Raw genomic sequence first — 14,883 nt, 5'->3', positions numbered from 1 at the left:
TCCGAAACTGGGTCGGGATGCACCGTAAACAACTATGGTAACTCAGCCGTTAAGATCACCGTAAGTTTTGGTTAGAGCGTCGGGCGAATAGGGTGAATCGTTGGGATTCCCTTTTCGACTGAAGTCTGATTCCTATGGATGCGGAGGTGCACCATGGGCAAAGCGGTTTCGCAGGATTTGAGGCTTCGACTTGTTCGCGGCATTGCCGAGGGCAAGTCGCGGCGGGCAGTTGCGGCGCAGTTTGAGGTGGCGCCTTCGACGGCGGTACGCGTTCAGGCACGCTATGCGGCGACTGGTTCCGTCGAACCGGCCCGTCAGGGGCGTCCTGCCGGGTCTGGCAAACTCGGCCCGTATCGTCAGGCCATTGTCGACAAAGTGATGGCCAGGCCGGACATCACGATGCCTGAGCTTGGCGCGTGGCTTGAAGACGAGCACGGCGTCAGGGCGGACCCGTCGAACCTGTCGAAGTTGCTGTGCCGGGAGGGGTTTACGTATAAAAAAAGCCCTGCTGGCGTCGGAGCAAGAACGGCCCGACGTGAGAGCGGCCCGGCGTGAGTGGCGCGACCATCATCAGCCTCTGATGCGCGCCGTGCCGGCGCGGATCGTCTTCATCGACGAAACGAGCGTGAAGACCAACATGACCCCATTGCGCGGGCGCAGCCTGCGCGGCAAGAGGCTCCTCGCCGATGCGCCCTTCGGCAAATGGCATACCCAGACCTTCATCGCCGGCCTGCGTTGCCATGAACTGGTGGCCCCCTGGATCATCGAGGGAGCCATCGACGGTGCGGCGTTCGATGCCTATGTCGAAACCCAGCTCGCACCGGCTCTCGGGCGCGGCGACATCGTTATTCTGGACAATCTCAATGTCCACAAAAGTCCGCGCGCCGCAGAGGCACTCAAACAGCGCGGCGCCAGGTTCCTCTTCCTGCCCAAATATTCGCCGGACCTCAACCCGATCGAGATGGCCTTCGCAAAACTCAAAACCCTGTTGCGAAAGGCCAAAGCGCGCACCTACGACGATCTCGTCCGCGCCGTCGGAAGCATCTGCGCCATGTTCGATCCAACCGAATGCTGGAACTATCTCAAACAGGCAGGCTACGTTGCATGTTAATCGCCCGATGCTCTAGCATTTACGCGCGAACGGCAAGAAAAACGATAAACCAGCAAATACGGCGAAATTCTCGCCGGCACAAACGGCATCAGCCGACTCCTTTACCGGCCATTAACCCTAACAGGATGATAACGAGCCCGATCCCAGATGTTTGCTGCGATGCGGCAGCGGCCAGTCGAAGGTACGTATCCGGTCATGAAAAGCACTGCTACCCTCTTTCGCGCACTGCTTGCCGTATCGATGCTCGCCGGCTGCTCCAGTTATCGGCCGACGCCAGCAGCCTTCCACGAGATCCTCGACCAGCCCTACCGTCTCGGCGCCGGCGACCGTGTCCGTGTCACGGTGTTCGAGCAGGACGGGCTGACCAATACCTACAGTGTGGACCAGTCGGGCTATATCTCATTCCCGCTCGTCGGCGCGATACCGGCCCGCGGCCACACCGCGCAGCAGATGGAAAAGGCGATCGCCGACAAGCTGCGGCAAGGCTATCTGCGCGACCCCGACGTCTCGGTCGAGATCGATCGCTACAGGCCGATCTTCGTCATGGGCGAAGTCGGCGCCGCCGGCCAGTATTCCTACGTACCCGGCCTGACCGTGCAGAAGGCCGTCGCCATTGCCGGCGGCTTCACGCCGCGCGCCAATCAGGAAAGCGTCGACATCACGCGCGACATCAACGGCAAGGTGATGACCGGCCGCGTGGTCACCTCGGACCCGCTGCTGCCCGGAGACACCGTCTACGTTCGTGAACGCCTGTTCTGAATGACACCACGTGACGGACAAGCTCAGGATCGTCCACTGCTTGCGTTCACCCGTCGGAGGAATTTTCCGGCATGTGCGCGATTTGACGGAAGCGCAGGCCGCCGCCGGTCACATGGTGGGCATCGTCTGCGATTCGACCACGGGCGGCGAATTCGAGGAGCGTCTGTTCGCGCAGATGAAGGAGACGCTGGCGCTCGGCATCCACCGCACGCCAATGCAGCGTCATGTCGGCCCGGGCGACCTCGCCTCGGCCAGACGCACCTACAGGATCATCAAGGAATTGCGGCCGGACGTGCTGCACGGGCACGGCGCCAAGGGTGGCGCCTATGCCCGTCTGTTCGGCTCACTGTTGCGGGTGTCAAGGTCTCGCGTAGCCCGCCTTTATTCGCCGCATGGCGGCTCCCTCCACTATGACGAGAACACCGCCACCGGAAAGATGTTCTTCGCGCTCGAGCGCTTCATGGCGCGCTTCACCGATTGCCTGCTGTTCGTCTCCGATTATGAGCGGCGGACCTATCGCAGGAAGGTGGGCGAACCGCCCATTCCGAACGCGCTGGTCTACAACGGCTTGCGCGCGGCCGAATTCGAACCCGTGATCGCCAACGCCGATCAGGCGGACCTGCTCTATATCGGCATGATGCGGGACCTCAAGGGGCCAGACATCTTCATCGATGCCCTGGCCGCCGCCGGCCCTCGCCTCGGCCGCGCGCTGAGCGCGGTGATGGTCGGCGACGGCGACGACCTGCCACGCTACCACGTACAAGTGCGGCGCCTGGGACTTGAGGGCCATGTCCGTTTCCTGCCACCAATGCCGGCCAGGGAGGCTTTCGCGCTGGCGGCGCTCGTCGTGGTTCCTTCGCGTGCCGAGGCGATGCCCTATATCGTGCTGGAGGCCCTTGCCGGGGCAAGGCCGATGATCGCGACAGCCGTCGGCGGCATACCAGAGATTTTTGGTTCCGATTCCCCTGCCCTGATCCGGCCCGATGCGGCCGAGCTTGCCGGCAAGATGAGCCAGGCGCTGACCGACCTTGCCGCCTATCGCGAACTGATGCCCGACAGTTCCGGCCTCAGGGCGCGTTTCGGCGCCGACGTCATGGCCGCCGAAATCGAGAAAGCCTACTTCGCCGCGCTCGACAGCTAGTCCAAGCCCTTCCAAAGCCATGCGTTGCTTCAAGGGTTTCTTAGCTCTCTTTTGCTATCCCCGAGGGAAGCTTGCGGACTGTCCCATGAACGAGATCGACCCCGCGCGCCGCTTTTCACCCGAAGCGGTGCGTAAATTCGACGGCCCGGCCGATGGCGATGCGCCGGGCGGCATGAACGACGTTGCCCGACAGGTCGCCACGCAATACCGGCGCGATACGATGTCGCCGATTATGGTCAGCGGCGTCCTGCGCATGGTCGAATTCGCGGTGCTGTTCGTTTCGGGGCTCTGCGTCTATTTCTACTATGTCGGGTTCTTCAACTATCTCGCCTGGCAATATCCGGTGACGATTGCCGCCGCGTCATTCCTCGCCGTGGTGCTGCTCGATGTCACCGACTGCTATCAGGTGGTCTCCCTCATGCGGCCGATCGCCAATTTCGGCCGCATCCTGCTGGCCTGGGCCGGCGCCTTCGCCCTGATGGCGTTGACAGCCTTCGCCACGAAGATGTCGGAAGATTATTCACGCCTGCTGTTCGGGACGTGGTTCGTCGTCGGCTTTGTCTTCCTCTTCGGCCTCAGGCTGGTGATGTCGAAGCTGATCCGGCGCTGGGCACGCGATGGCCGCATGGAGCGGCGCGCCGTCATCGTCGGCGGCGGCAGGGCGGCGGAGATCCTGATCCGCTCGGTCGAAAAGCAGCCTTACAACGACATCCGCATCTGCGGCATCTTCGACGATCGCAGCGACAAGCGCTCGCCGCCCATCGTTGCCGGTTATCCCAAGCTCGGCACCATTTCGGAACTGATCGAGTTCGCCCGCATCGCCCGCATCGACATGCTGATCGTGTCGCTGCCGCTGACCGCCGAAACGCGCGTCCTGCAATTGCTGAAGAAGCTGTGGGTCCTGCCGGTCGACATCCGGCTGTCGGCACACTCCAACGCGCTGCAGTTTCGCCCGCGCGCCTATTCCTACATCGGCTCGGTGCCGATGCTCGACATTTTCGACAAGCCGATCAACGACTGGGATTCGGTCGCCAAGCGTGCCTTCGACATCATCTTCAGCCTCATCGGCATCGTCGTCTTCCTGCCGGTGATGCTCGGCACCGCGATCGCCATCAAGCTCGACAGCAAGGGGCCTGTCCTGTTCAAGCAGAAACGGCACGGCTTCAACAATGAGGTTATCGAGGTCTATAAATTCCGCTCGATGTACACCGACAGATCGGACCCGACCGCCAAGCAGACAGTGACCAAGAACGACCCGCGGGTCACCCGCGTCGGGCGCTTCATTCGCAAGACATCGATCGACGAGCTGCCGCAATTCTTCAACTCGCTGCTGGGCTCGCTGTCGCTCATCGGTCCGCGTCCACATGCCATTGCCGCGCAGTCGCACAACCTTCTCTACAATGAGGTGGTCGACGGCTATTTCGCCCGCCACAAGGTCAAGCCCGGTGTCACCGGCTGGGCGCAGATCAATGGCTGGCGCGGCGAGATGGACACCAATGAGAAGATCCGCATGCGGACGGAGTACGACCTCTACTACATCGAAAACTGGTCATTGCTGTTCGATTTGCGGATCCTGTTCCTGACCCCGATTCGACTGCTCAACACGGAAAACGCCTATTGAGCGCGATTTCCCACGAACTGCCGCCGGCCGCGGTCAACGCCAAGCTGATCGCCCTGATTTCTTCCAGCGCGGTGGTGCTCGGTATCCTCCTGTCCGGCTTCGTCATCAGCGAGCCGGCCCCTTATGAAATCTACATGGCCGGGCTGATCGCCGTCTGGGCCCTCTTCGGCCTGAGGATCTCCCGCGCCGCCACGCCACTGCTGGTGCTGCTGGTGGCGATGAACATCGGCGGCATGATCTCGATGACGCAGATGGCGAACCTCGCCAACACGCCGCTCTATCTCGCCGTATCGCTGTTTCTCGCCTTCAGCGCCGTGTTCTTCGCATCGGTCACCGCCACACAGCCGAACCTCTATCGTCTGATCTTCATTGCCTATGCCGTCTCGGCGGTGGCAACGTCGCTGCTTGGCATAGCAGGCTATTTCCACGCCTTTCCCGGCGCGGAAATGTTCACCAAATACGATCGCGCCGCTGGCGCCTTCCAGGATCCGAACGTGTTCGGACCGTTCCTGGTGCTGCCGGGCATCTATCTGCTCTATCTGCTCCTGACCGGACCGATCTCGCGCATGCCGTTGCTGGCGATACCGTTGCTGATCATCACGGCCGGCATCTTCTTCTCCTTCTCGCGCGGCGCCTGGGGCATGTTTGCCGTCTCCGCCGTGCTGCTCACCGGCTGCCTGTTCCTGCAGAGCAACAGCGGCATGTTCCGGCTGCGCGTGGTGATCATGACGATCGCCGCACTGTCGCTGCTGGCCATCGCCGTGATCGTGATCTTGCAACTGCCCGGGGTGGCGGAGATGTTCTCCAACCGCGCGCACCTCGAACAGAGCTATGACACCGCCCGCCTCGGCCGCTTCGCCCGCTATACGATCGGTTTCCAGATGGCGATGGAGCATCCGTTCGGCATCGGCCCACTGGTCTTCGGCACGCTGTTCGGCGAGGACACGCACGACATCTGGCTGAAGATGCTGATGGACTATGGCTGGCTCGGCTTCGTGTCGTTCCTGACGCTCGTCCTCTGGACCCTGGCAGCCGGATTCCGCATCCTTCTGCGAGACCGGCCGTGGCAACCCTATCTCTTGTGCGCCTATGTCGCCTTCATCGGCAATATCGGGCTCGGTACCTTCATCGACATCGATCACTGGCGCCACGTCTACCTGCTGCTCGGCTTGATCTGGGGCGCCATCGCGCTCGAATATCGCCATCAGCGGCTGCTGCGGCCGGTGCTGCAAGGCTCAACAGCCATCGTATCCACACCGGCACGATAAACGCCGAATTTCGGTTGACCCGAGCAGGGTTATCACGATACATCGCGACCGGTCCGGAGTGTAGCGCAGCCCGGTAGCGCACTTGACTGGGGGTCAAGGGGTCGTCGGTTCGAATCCGGCCACTCCGACCAATTATGCAGGACTTGCCCCCGAAGTCCGCCCGGCCAGTCAGCCGATTCGACTCGCCTCTTTCCGCGCCCTGGTTTCTTCAGCTCCGGCTTGGATCCGGCCTCTAACCCTGGCACACATCCACCCATTCGGCGCCGACCAGGTCCGCCATGCGCCGCGGCTCAATCCGTACCGCAGCGTTGGTGGCGCCGGCGGCGGGCACGACCTCGCCGAATTCGCGCAGCGACACGTCGCAGTAGACCGGCAGCGGCGACGGCAGGCCGAACGGGCAGACGCCACCCACCGGGTGGCTTGTCGCCTCGACGACCTCTTCAGCGTCGAGCATGCGCGGCTTGCCTCCGAACTGGTCCTTGAACTTGCGGTTATCGAGCCTGGCGATGCCGCTGGTCACGACGAGCATGGTCCGTTCAGCGACGCGAAGGCAGATCGTCTTGGCGATCTGCGCCGGCAGCACACCATGCGCCTGCGCCGCCAAAGTCACCGTCGCCGAACTCGCTTCTGTGACGATGACCTCAATGTCCGGCGCATGCGCGGCGAAGAAGGCACGAGCCGATTCCAAGCTCATATCAGAAGACCCACAGCTCAAAACCCAATGCACGGCGGACGCAATCGGCAACAGATCTGGATGCCGTGGGTATAAACACGTGCGATCGACAAGTCGGCAAGCCCGGCCGCTGGAGAACGCTGCGGCATCAACAAGAAACCCGCCAAGCGGGCCTGGCGGGCTTCTTGGACATGCCTGTTGCTGATTCTATGCCAGGAGCCGGCCTTGTGCGGCCGGTGCCGGCGCAGCCGAAACAATCACAGCGTCCTGTGGCAGTTGAAGCGCGGACGCAATACGACGCAGCTTCGCCGGGTCGGCCGCCCTGCCGCTCTCGATGTCCTCGATCTCGTCGACCGACAGGCCGCAGGTCAGCGACAGCTCTTCCACGCTGTAACCGCGGGTTTCCCGCATCGCCTTGAGGGTGCTGTAAATTGGCCCGAGCTCATTGACCAACGGTTCGGAAGGGGCATGTTCTTTTGCATTGTGGGGCATTGGCAACTCCGGTGGCTGAAAGAGTTTGATCAAAATGGATGTTGCCTGAGACGAGCAGGAAGATGCCCGCTCGCCAGCGATTTGCCAAGAGCCAAACGGGCCGTCACACTATCGTGAACCCCACACCTCGCAAGCGCATCCCGATCACGTTGTTTAAATGCCGAACGCTCGTTTGATCAGCGGTTTGGGTGCGCCCGTTCGTTGTCTCGGCGTTGCTGGCGTGAAAACCTATCGGTTTTCACCCAGCCTCTTTCCTGGAAGGACCCATACAATGACTCTCAAGACATTCCTCCTCGCGCTCGGCACGATTTCCTTCCTTTCCGGTATCGGCGTGACTGCTGCACAGGCGGCGGACACGCTGCGCGTGTGTAGCCAAACAGCCGACCAAGACAGCTTTCAGCCCGTGCCATGGTGGTGATGGAGGCTCGGTCGGCCAGACACAGTTCAGAAACAAAATTCTACAATCGGGAAATACTGACGAAAAAATTCGGGAGCGTAATTCCATTCGCGGCGGTCGGGCTATCGACCCGATTTATATCTGCCTGCGAAAAGAAGGAAACGATCCATGAAGAAGTCCCTCCTCTCGGCCCTCGGGCTTGCAGTTGCCCTCGCTTTCACGGCGCCGGTCATCGGTGCGACGAGCGCGGATGCGGCTCCGATGGCAAAGCATCATCGCCATCACCATCGCCATCATCACTACCACTACCATCATCACCACCACCACATGAAGAAACTGGTGAAGAAGGCCTACTAAGCATACCAGACGACCAACGAGAAGACCGCCTTGGCTTCTTTTCAAGGCCGGTCTTCTCTTGGTGATGCAATGCCGGAGACGACGTGAATCGGGCCTGTCGAGTTACACCGAAACCGCCGGCCCCAGAATTCCGGCGTCAATCCCGATGCCCCGACGGTAAGCGAAACCTTTCACGCAGAGCCAAATCACGATACGGCAAGGCATATGCTGACCGGGTACGCGCACCGGGGCAGGTTTCGCCAACTTGGCCAGGTATTCCCGATGACGGCCGTGGCCGATGTTTCCTGGAAAAATCGTATTGTTCTGTCAGTCGCACGATTGTGGCTCACGGCTCGTCACCCTGTCCTTGTCGCACGATTTGCCGTGGAACTGGGTTATCTGCCCAATCCGGCCGCGCCTGTGCGCTACAATGAGTTGCTGCTCTGGCGGAAAATCGTCGACCGCAACCCGCTGTTCGTGACGCTGACCGACAAGCTCGCGGCCAAGGTCTACATCCGTGACGCCTGCCCCGGGATCGCCATGCCAGAGACACTCTGGTGCGGGCGCGACGCTGCCAATATCCCTCCGGGCCTGCTGACCGGCGGCGTCGTGGTCAAGGCAAACCATGGCTGCGCGATGAACATATTCATTTCCGAGGGCGGGCCGGACCGTGCTGCCGTCGTACGCAAGGCGGGGTGCTGGCAACGCGAACGCTATGGTCGGCGCCATGGCGAATGGGCCTATCGGCCAATCGTGCCGGCCGTTTTCGTGGGAGGAGATGCTTACACTGAGCGGCGGCAAAATTGCCACCGACATCAAGGTTCATGTCTGCAGCGGGGTGATATCCCATGTCTGGGTGGAGGATAAGCACGCCAAGCTTTCAGTGTTGTTCGACCGGCAAGCCAATCCGTTGCCCGGGCGGGATCCGGATTATCCCGATGAGGACCAGGCCCTGCCCGTCAATGCGAGGCTGCTCGACCATGTCCGCCAGGCGATCTCGATAGCACCTGGCATTGCTGGCAACCTCGACTACATCCGCATCGACTTCCTAGTCACCGACGATCGCCTCTATGTCGGCGCTCTACTCGGCCGCCGGCCACGGCACTTGGACGAACCCGGCGATCGCAGCGGAAATAGAACGGCTCTGGCGGCTTGAGCAGTCCGCATTCCTGCGCCGACCGCACAGGGGTGCTGTGCACCTCTATGCCGAAGCGCTTCGCGCCAGATGCCGAGGCGACAGCCGATATCGCTGACCGGATCGGCCAGCGCGCGGTGTGCGCGCGAGAAGCAAGTGCTCCAAAAACGAGGATGACGGCGCCAAAATGGCGAGCCGTCATTGTCTGCCTTGGAATTCACAATGCCAAGGACAGCGAAGGCATCTCAGCGTCGGCTGAACAACAGGCTGGCCACCAGCCCTAGCACCACAAGGCCAACCGCGGCGGCTGCCGCCGGATGCTCGCGGGCCGATCTCTCGATCACCCTACCCTGCTTGCGAATTGCCGGCATGGCGTCCCGCAGACGCCCGGCAAGATCGGAATATGTGTCGAGCGCGGCATCACGACCGTCTTCATAGTAGGCGCCACCCCGCCTGGACACCGCCTTGCGCAACGCCGCGAGTTCCCTCGACAGCGCCGTGATCTGCTTTTCGAGATCGATGTCCGAAAGGGTCGAGAATGGTGCCATCATACGTTTCCTTCTCTTGCAGAAGAAAACGTAACGCCTCACCCCGAGGCGGGTTCCAGTTTCGCGGCTTCAAAGCACTTCGTGCGACGGCTCAGCGCACCTGGTCGAGCAAGCGCTTGCATTCGAGCAGATCGAACAGCGCCTCCTGCAGCAGAGCGCGATTGTCGCGCGAGAGTTTCGAGGCGTCCGGCTGAACGGGACCTTCCTCATCGCCCTTGGCAAGACCGAAAAAGCGGCGGCTGGGCTTGACCCTTGGCTGGCCAACCAGTTCATCATCGCCGCCGCGCGGCTGCGCTGCCGACGTCAGCGGCACCTGGTCGGCCTGCTTTCGCTGGGAAATCGCTTCGACCGCGGCCATGTCGCCATTGCCGATGGCAACAAGGAAATGATTGCCGTTTTCCCGCAGCAGCTTCTGCACGCCCTTGATGGTATAACCCTGATCGTAGAGCATGTGGCGGATGCCCTTGATCAACTCGACATCCTGCGGCCGGTAATAGCGCCGGCCGCCGCCGCGCTTCATCGGCTTGATCTGGTTGAAGCGCGTTTCCCAGAAACGCAGCACATGCTGCGGCAGGTCGAGGTCCTCGGCGACCTCGCTGATGGTACGGAAGGCGTCAGGGCTCTTGTCCATGGGCGAAATCCTCACGCTGGAGCGTGATCCGGAACGGTCTTCAGACGAGATCACGCTCAACAAAGAGAGAAGCTCATTCCGTTTGCGCGGAATGGATCATACGCGGAACACCAATCCGGCCATGCTGCCGAATCGGGCCTTATTTCAGCGGTTTGTGCAACAATATTCAAGCCCAACGTTATGGTGGGGCCGGTTTTCAACCGTACAATGGAGGCTACTTGCCGCCCTTGGCCTTGCTGTTCTGGTGAGAGCGCAAGATGCGGTTCTTCAATACGTTGGACGACTTGAAGGTCATCACCCGGCGCGGCAGGATGGGCACCTCCTCACCGGTCTTGGGATTGCGTCCGATGCGCTCGTTCTTGGAGCGGACATGGAATGTCGCGAAGGACGACAGCTTGACCGTCTCGCCGCGGACGATGGCTTCGCAGATTTCGTCCAGAACGGCTTCAACGAGTTCGGCGGATTCAGTGCGCGACAGACCGACCTTCCGGTAGACGGCCTCGGCAAGGTCGGCGCGCGTAAGTGTCTTTCCCCCCATGCGACCGTCCCATCAGCTCAAACATAAAATCGGCACAACAACGGCTGAGCCTAAGTAATTGATCCGTCAAGGTCAAGGACCGAAACCGAGCCGTTCGGCACTTACCAGCGAAGCAGAACGGCGCCCCAGGTGAAGCCGCCGCCCATCGCTTCCAGGAGCACAAGGTCACCCTTCTTGATGCGCCCATCGGCAACGGCCACCGACAGCGCCAACGGCACGGAAGCCGCCGAGGTGTTACCGTGCAAATTGACGGTAACCACCACTTTTTGCTCTGCTATCCCGAGCTTCTTGGCGGAAGCGTCAATAATTCGTTTATTGGCCTGATGCGGCACGAACCAGTCGAGATCGTCAGCGGTGATGCCGGCGGCCGAGAAGGTCGCCTCGATAACGTCGGTGATCATGCCGACCGCATGCTTGAAGACCTCGCGGCCCTCCATCCTGAGGTGGCCGACCGTCCCCGTCGTCGATGGTCCCCCATCGACAAAAAGCTTGTCCTTGTGCGTGCCGTCGGAGCGCAGGCTGGCCGCCAGAACACCGTGGTCGGCGATCGTGCCGCCCCCCTCGCCCGCTTCCAGCACCAGGGCACCGGCGCCGTCGCCGAACAGCACGCAGGTCGAGCGGTCGTTCCAGTCGAGAATGCGCGAGAATGTTTCCGAGCCGATCACCAGCACGCGTTTGGCTAGGCCGCCGCGAATATAGAGATCGGCCGTGGTCACCGCATAGACGAAGCCCGAGCACACCGCCTGCATGTCGAAGGCAAAGCCGTGATGCATGCCGAGCCGGTCCTGGATTTCGACCGCGGTGGCCGGGAACGTGTTGTTGGGCGTCGACGTCGCCAGCACGATCAGGTCGATATCGTCTGGCGTCAGCCCCGCATCGGCAAGGGCGGCGCGCGCCGCGGCCTCGCCCAGGGAAGCCGTCGTCTCATCGTCGCCCGCGATATGGCGCTGACGGATGCCGGTGCGCTGGGCGATCCACTCGTCCGAGGTTTCGACCATGCCCTCGAAATCGGCATTCTTCATGATGCGGCGGGGCAGCGCGGCGCCCGTGCCGCGCACGACTGATCTGATCAAAGTTCTTTCCTATTCCTTCGCGTCGCTAACGACGTCGGATTTCCGATATGACAGGGCATGCGGGTTGCGCGCATGAAACAGATCCAGGTCGGCCTCGATGCGGTCGAGCAGATTGTTGCGCACCATGTCGTAGCCGAGCTCGATCGCCGCGGCAAAACCGTCCGAATCAGCACCGCCATGGCTTTTGACGACGATGCCGTTCAGTCCCAGGAACACGCCGCCGTTGGAGCGGCCGACATCCATCTTCTCGCGCAGGCGATCGAAAGCGCCCTTGGCGAAGACATAGCCGATCCTGGCCATCAGGGTGCGGCTCATGGCGGCGCGCAGATAACCCGCGATCTGGCGGGCGGTGCCTTCTGCCGTCTTCAGCGCGATGTTGCCGGCAAAGCCCTCCGTCACTACCACGTCGACCGTACCCTTGCCGATATCGTCGCCTTCGACAAAGCCATGATAGTTCATCGAGGCCATGTTGGCCTCGCGCAGCATGCGTCCCGCTTCCTTGACCTCTTCCTGACCCTTGATCTCCTCCACGCCGACATTGAGCAAGCCGACGGTCGGCCGGCCAATGCCGAATACGGAGCGCGCCATGCCGGTGCCGAGAATGGCAAAATCAATGAGCTGGTGCGCATCGGCGCCGATGGTGGCGCCAACGTCGAGGACCACGCTTTCGCCACGCAATGTCGGCCACAAGGCCGCGATCGCCGGACGATCGATGGTGGCCATGGTGCGCAGGCAGAATTTCGACATCGCCATCAACGCGCCGGTGTTGCCGGCCGATATACAGGCATCCGCAGTGCCCGATTTGACCGCTTCGACCGCCTTCCACATGGAAGACTTCCAGCGGCCATGGCGCAGCGCCTGGCTTGGTTTGTCGTCCATCCTGACCGCGACCTCACAGTGGAAGAATTCGCTCACCTCGGCCAGTTTGGGAAACTTGGCCAGTTCAGGACGCACCACGTCCTCACGCCCGTAGATGACGAAACGGATGTCTGGGCGGCGGGTCGCGACCGTCATGAGCGCCGGAATGACCACGGCTGGTCCGTGATCGCCGCCCATGGCATCGATGGAAATCCTGATCACGCGGTATTCATCTCACGGTTAGGCGGCAGGTCGCTTTAGTGATCGCAAAGGTTTGGCGAAAATAGCGGTTTTGGGTTTTCACACAACCGACTTTTCCGTCGCGGGCGAGGTTTTCAGGATTTTCCCAGCAAGGATCGCAGTTTTTGCTGAAATTCGTTCTCCTCCGGTTCGGTGTCGCCACCGGCATCCAGAGACGCGCCCGGCTTGCGCGGATAGGGGTCGATCGCCAAACCGAAGAACTGCTCGGCGAGGGCGCCGACATCGATAGTGTCGCCGGAAAATGTTTCGGGACTGTCGGGCCCATCCGCATCGAGCAGAATCTCGCCACCGCCTTCAAACCCCTGCCGTCCAAGCTTAGAGTCCTCGGGGAGCAGCAGCGCCTCGACCGGTTCGTCGATATGCGCCGCGACGGGATCGAGCGTGACGATGCAGGCCTGCGTGATGTCGGCCTCGACGCGGCCGCTGACCTTCACGCCATTGCGCTTCCAGGAGGCGACCAGGAGTTCCGTGCGATAGGCTTCGACAGACAGCAGCCCGTGCTCTTCGGCAAGGGCTGCGCGCTGCGCGGCGTCGGCCTCGATCACCACGGGCAGCCCTTTCTGCGGCAGCCGGGCGATATTCGCGAAAAAGGAAACCGGGCTTTGCGGCTTAGCATGTTTCATCGATCGACCTCCCTGGCCAGCGGAAATGTCACCGTCCCGGAAACGATTGATTCGGACGGCTGCGCTGCCAGTGCTTTGCAGGCACCGGCGACATAGCCGGCCAATTGCGATGCTTCCGGCCAGGTGTCGGCATCGGGCCGGACGTTGCGGGCAAGTGCCGCGGTCAGCCCGTCATGATCGTTTCTTTCCAGCGCATCATCATAGGCTGCCGTGCGGCCATAAAACATCTTGGCCAGTTTCTTCATCCGCTTCGGCACGCCGACGTCGCCAATGCCCAGTTCCCGCAGCGAATGATCGACGTCGAGGAAGAACTCGTCGATCAGCACCTGCGCGATCGCCTGCGCCACGCCGCCCTCGCCGCGCAGGCGATGCTGGAACAGGAACATGTGCAGCGAAAGCATCTCGAAACGGCCAAGCGGCGTGTCCGGCACACTCCAGTGGGAATAAAATGCAGTCTGCCGCGCCGCCGCCACGATTTGTGCGTAGAGCGCGTCGGTGATGGCGCGGTTGGCGTGGCGTTCACGGCCAAAAAGGCGCTGGAACATGGGGATGGTCTCCGGGGACCGTTTGTTGAATTGGCCTTGTTGCATCGGCAAGCAAGCTGGTTTACCGGTTTTGCGGCCCAGCGCAAGTTGCGGCGATGTAATGGAGAATTGTTGTTGCGCGCGCTGAATTTCAAGTCGACCTTCACTTCCAGGCCCGCCGGCGCGATCTCGCTGCTGCTTATGGTTTCGGCGCTGTCGGCATGCCACACGAACAAGATGATCGGCGATCTCAATCCAAGCGAGACGCTGACGCAAGGGTATGTCATCGACCAGCAGGCGGTCGATTCGGTACCGGTCGGCTCCAGCCGCGAGCAGGTGCTGCTGGCGCTTGGCACGCCGTCGACCACGGCGACCTTCGACAATGAGGCGTTCTACTACATCTCGCAGACGCGCAAGCGCTATGTCGCGTTCGACAAGCCGCACCTGGTCGACCAGCATGTGCTGGCGGTCTATTTCGGCGCGGACGGCCGCGTCACCCAGATCGCCAATTACGGCCTGAAGGACGGCAAGATCTTCGACTTCATCTCGCGCACCACGCCCACTGGCGGCAAGGACCAGAACTTCCTCAGCCAGATCATCAACGGCGCCAGCAAGCTGGCGCCCGGCATCCCCGGCGGCGGCACCCCCTGATCTTCAGTCACTGCTTCCCCCGAGAAAGCAGCAGTATCTCAGGCGACCAAAAACCCGTGGGAGCGATCTCACGGGTTTTTGTTTGGCCCCGGACCGGCCGACTTGCCAGGGATGGGGCGCCCTGCGTGTGGAAATTCTTGCCGCGGCCGAGGACCCTCGACCCTTGAAGAAATCCACCTATCTGAAACGCCGGATTCTGGCAGCATGCGGCATCCATCCGAGAGCCAGCAAGTTTTGTCGCAA

19 protein-coding genes and 1 tRNA gene are annotated in these 14,883 nt (G+C 61.7%); 11 read left to right on the top strand and 9 right to left on the bottom strand.

The genetic code is table 11. The annotated features are described in order from the left end of the window. Nucleotides 1–153 precede the first annotated feature (153 nt). The 6 genes from FJW03_RS06430 to FJW03_RS06405 all read left to right on the top strand — a co-directional run bounded on the left by FJW03_RS06430 (nt 154) and on the right by FJW03_RS06405 (nt 6,031). A protein-coding gene (locus FJW03_RS06430) for an IS630 family transposase (protein WP_140690776.1) occupies nt 154–1,111 on the top strand; the annotation gives its coding sequence in 2 pieces (ribosomal slippage) (nt 154–504 and nt 506–1,111; 957 coding nt in all). A 195-nt stretch (nt 1,112–1,306) separates the two neighbouring features. Continuing rightward, nucleotides 1,307–1,870, top strand: a complete 564-nt coding sequence (locus FJW03_RS06425; protein WP_140762774.1) for a polysaccharide biosynthesis/export family protein — start codon at nt 1,307–1,309, stop codon at nt 1,868–1,870. Nucleotides 1,871–1,880: 10 nt separating this feature from the next. Beyond that, nucleotides 1,881–3,011 (top strand): glycosyltransferase, encoded by a 1,131-nt coding sequence (locus FJW03_RS06420; protein WP_140762777.1) that lies wholly within the window; start codon nt 1,881–1,883, stop codon nt 3,009–3,011. Nucleotides 3,012–3,096: 85 nt separating this feature from the next. Continuing rightward, on the top strand, nt 3,097–4,632 hold the full coding sequence (locus FJW03_RS06415) for an undecaprenyl-phosphate glucose phosphotransferase (RefSeq protein WP_140609531.1): 1,536 nt from the start codon (nt 3,097–3,099) through the stop codon (nt 4,630–4,632). Further along, the gene (locus FJW03_RS06410) at nt 4,629–5,900 is read left to right on the top strand and encodes an O-antigen ligase family protein (protein ID WP_140762780.1); all 1,272 of its coding nucleotides are present in this window, start codon (nt 4,629–4,631) and stop codon (nt 5,898–5,900) included. The genes FJW03_RS06415 and FJW03_RS06410 overlap by 4 nt, the downstream gene beginning before the upstream one ends. A gap of 54 nt (nt 5,901–5,954) precedes the next feature. Next, nucleotides 5,955–6,031 (top strand) — tRNA-Pro (locus FJW03_RS06405). A 101-nt stretch (nt 6,032–6,132) separates the two neighbouring features. On the opposite strand, the gene FJW03_RS06400 is transcribed toward FJW03_RS06405, so the two are convergent. Next, nucleotides 6,133–6,594, bottom strand: a complete 462-nt coding sequence (locus FJW03_RS06400; RefSeq protein ID WP_140762783.1) for a YbaK/EbsC family protein — start codon at nt 6,592–6,594, stop codon at nt 6,133–6,135. A 186-nt stretch (nt 6,595–6,780) separates the two neighbouring features. Then, nucleotides 6,781–7,065 carry a helix-turn-helix domain-containing protein gene (locus tag FJW03_RS06395; RefSeq protein ID WP_140762786.1) on the bottom strand — a complete coding sequence of 95 codons (285 nt, stop codon included), beginning with the start codon at nt 7,063–7,065 and terminating at the stop codon, nt 6,781–6,783. Nucleotides 7,066–7,336: 271 nt separating this feature from the next. Here FJW03_RS06395 and FJW03_RS06390 point away from each other — a divergent pair, with 271 nt between their 5' ends. The 4 genes from FJW03_RS06390 to FJW03_RS06375 all read left to right on the top strand — a co-directional run bounded on the left by FJW03_RS06390 (nt 7,337) and on the right by FJW03_RS06375 (nt 8,954). Then, entirely contained in the window at nt 7,337–7,483 is a 147-nt protein-coding gene (locus FJW03_RS06390) for a hypothetical protein (RefSeq protein WP_181173229.1), read from the top strand. A gap of 147 nt (nt 7,484–7,630) precedes the next feature. Next, complete coding sequence (locus tag FJW03_RS06385) at nt 7,631–7,819, top strand: hypothetical protein (RefSeq protein WP_140762789.1); 189 nt, start codon at nt 7,631–7,633, stop codon at nt 7,817–7,819. Between the two features lie 261 nt (nt 7,820–8,080). Beyond that, the gene (locus tag FJW03_RS06380; RefSeq protein ID WP_181173222.1) at nt 8,081–8,665 is read left to right on the top strand and encodes a hypothetical protein; all 585 of its coding nucleotides are present in this window, start codon (nt 8,081–8,083) and stop codon (nt 8,663–8,665) included. After that, on the top strand, nt 8,655–8,954 hold the full coding sequence (locus FJW03_RS06375; RefSeq protein ID WP_413466468.1) for a hypothetical protein: 300 nt from the start codon (nt 8,655–8,657) through the stop codon (nt 8,952–8,954). Before FJW03_RS06380 ends, FJW03_RS06375 begins: the two co-directional genes overlap by 11 nt. Before the next feature lie 224 nt (nt 8,955–9,178). On the opposite strand, the gene FJW03_RS06370 is transcribed toward FJW03_RS06375, so the two are convergent. The 7 genes from FJW03_RS06370 to FJW03_RS06340 form a co-directional block, all read right to left on the bottom strand. Further along, entirely contained in the window at nt 9,179–9,481 is a 303-nt protein-coding gene (locus FJW03_RS06370) for a hypothetical protein (RefSeq protein WP_140763053.1), read from the bottom strand. 91 nt (nt 9,482–9,572) lie between these two features. Next, nucleotides 9,573–10,112, bottom strand: a complete 540-nt coding sequence (locus tag FJW03_RS06365) for a MerR family transcriptional regulator (RefSeq protein ID WP_140762795.1) — start codon at nt 10,110–10,112, stop codon at nt 9,573–9,575. A gap of 214 nt (nt 10,113–10,326) precedes the next feature. Further along, nucleotides 10,327–10,650 (bottom strand): integration host factor subunit alpha, encoded by a 324-nt coding sequence (locus FJW03_RS06360; RefSeq protein ID WP_010915609.1) that lies wholly within the window; start codon nt 10,648–10,650, stop codon nt 10,327–10,329. A 101-nt stretch (nt 10,651–10,751) separates the two neighbouring features. Continuing rightward, nucleotides 10,752–11,723 carry a beta-ketoacyl-ACP synthase III gene (locus FJW03_RS06355; protein WP_140609549.1) on the bottom strand — a complete coding sequence of 324 codons (972 nt, stop codon included), beginning with the start codon at nt 11,721–11,723 and terminating at the stop codon, nt 10,752–10,754. Nucleotides 11,724–11,732: 9 nt separating this feature from the next. Continuing rightward, the gene (plsX, locus tag FJW03_RS06350) at nt 11,733–12,803 is read right to left on the bottom strand and encodes a phosphate acyltransferase PlsX (RefSeq protein ID WP_140762798.1); all 1,071 of its coding nucleotides are present in this window, start codon (nt 12,801–12,803) and stop codon (nt 11,733–11,735) included. 113 nt (nt 12,804–12,916) lie between these two features. Further along, nucleotides 12,917–13,465: a YceD family protein gene (locus FJW03_RS06345; RefSeq protein WP_140762801.1), complete on the bottom strand. Its 549-nt coding sequence runs from the start codon at nt 13,463–13,465 to the stop codon at nt 12,917–12,919. Next, nucleotides 13,462–14,010 carry a ubiquinol-cytochrome C chaperone family protein gene (locus tag FJW03_RS06340; protein WP_140762804.1) on the bottom strand — a complete coding sequence of 183 codons (549 nt, stop codon included), beginning with the start codon at nt 14,008–14,010 and terminating at the stop codon, nt 13,462–13,464. The genes FJW03_RS06345 and FJW03_RS06340 overlap by 4 nt, the downstream gene beginning before the upstream one ends. Nucleotides 14,011–14,124: 114 nt before the next feature. Here FJW03_RS06340 and FJW03_RS06335 point away from each other — a divergent pair, with 114 nt between their 5' ends. Further along, the gene (locus tag FJW03_RS06335) at nt 14,125–14,640 is read left to right on the top strand and encodes an outer membrane protein assembly factor BamE (RefSeq protein ID WP_140762807.1); all 516 of its coding nucleotides are present in this window, start codon (nt 14,125–14,127) and stop codon (nt 14,638–14,640) included. The last annotated feature ends 243 nt before the right edge of the window (nt 14,641–14,883 follow it).

It is taken from the genome of Mesorhizobium sp. B4-1-4, assembly GCF_006439395.2.
Taxonomy (GTDB): Bacteria; Pseudomonadota; Alphaproteobacteria; order Rhizobiales; family Rhizobiaceae; genus Mesorhizobium.
Note: the sequence above shows the minus strand (reverse complement) of the source record. Positions and strands in the feature narration are given on the sequence as shown.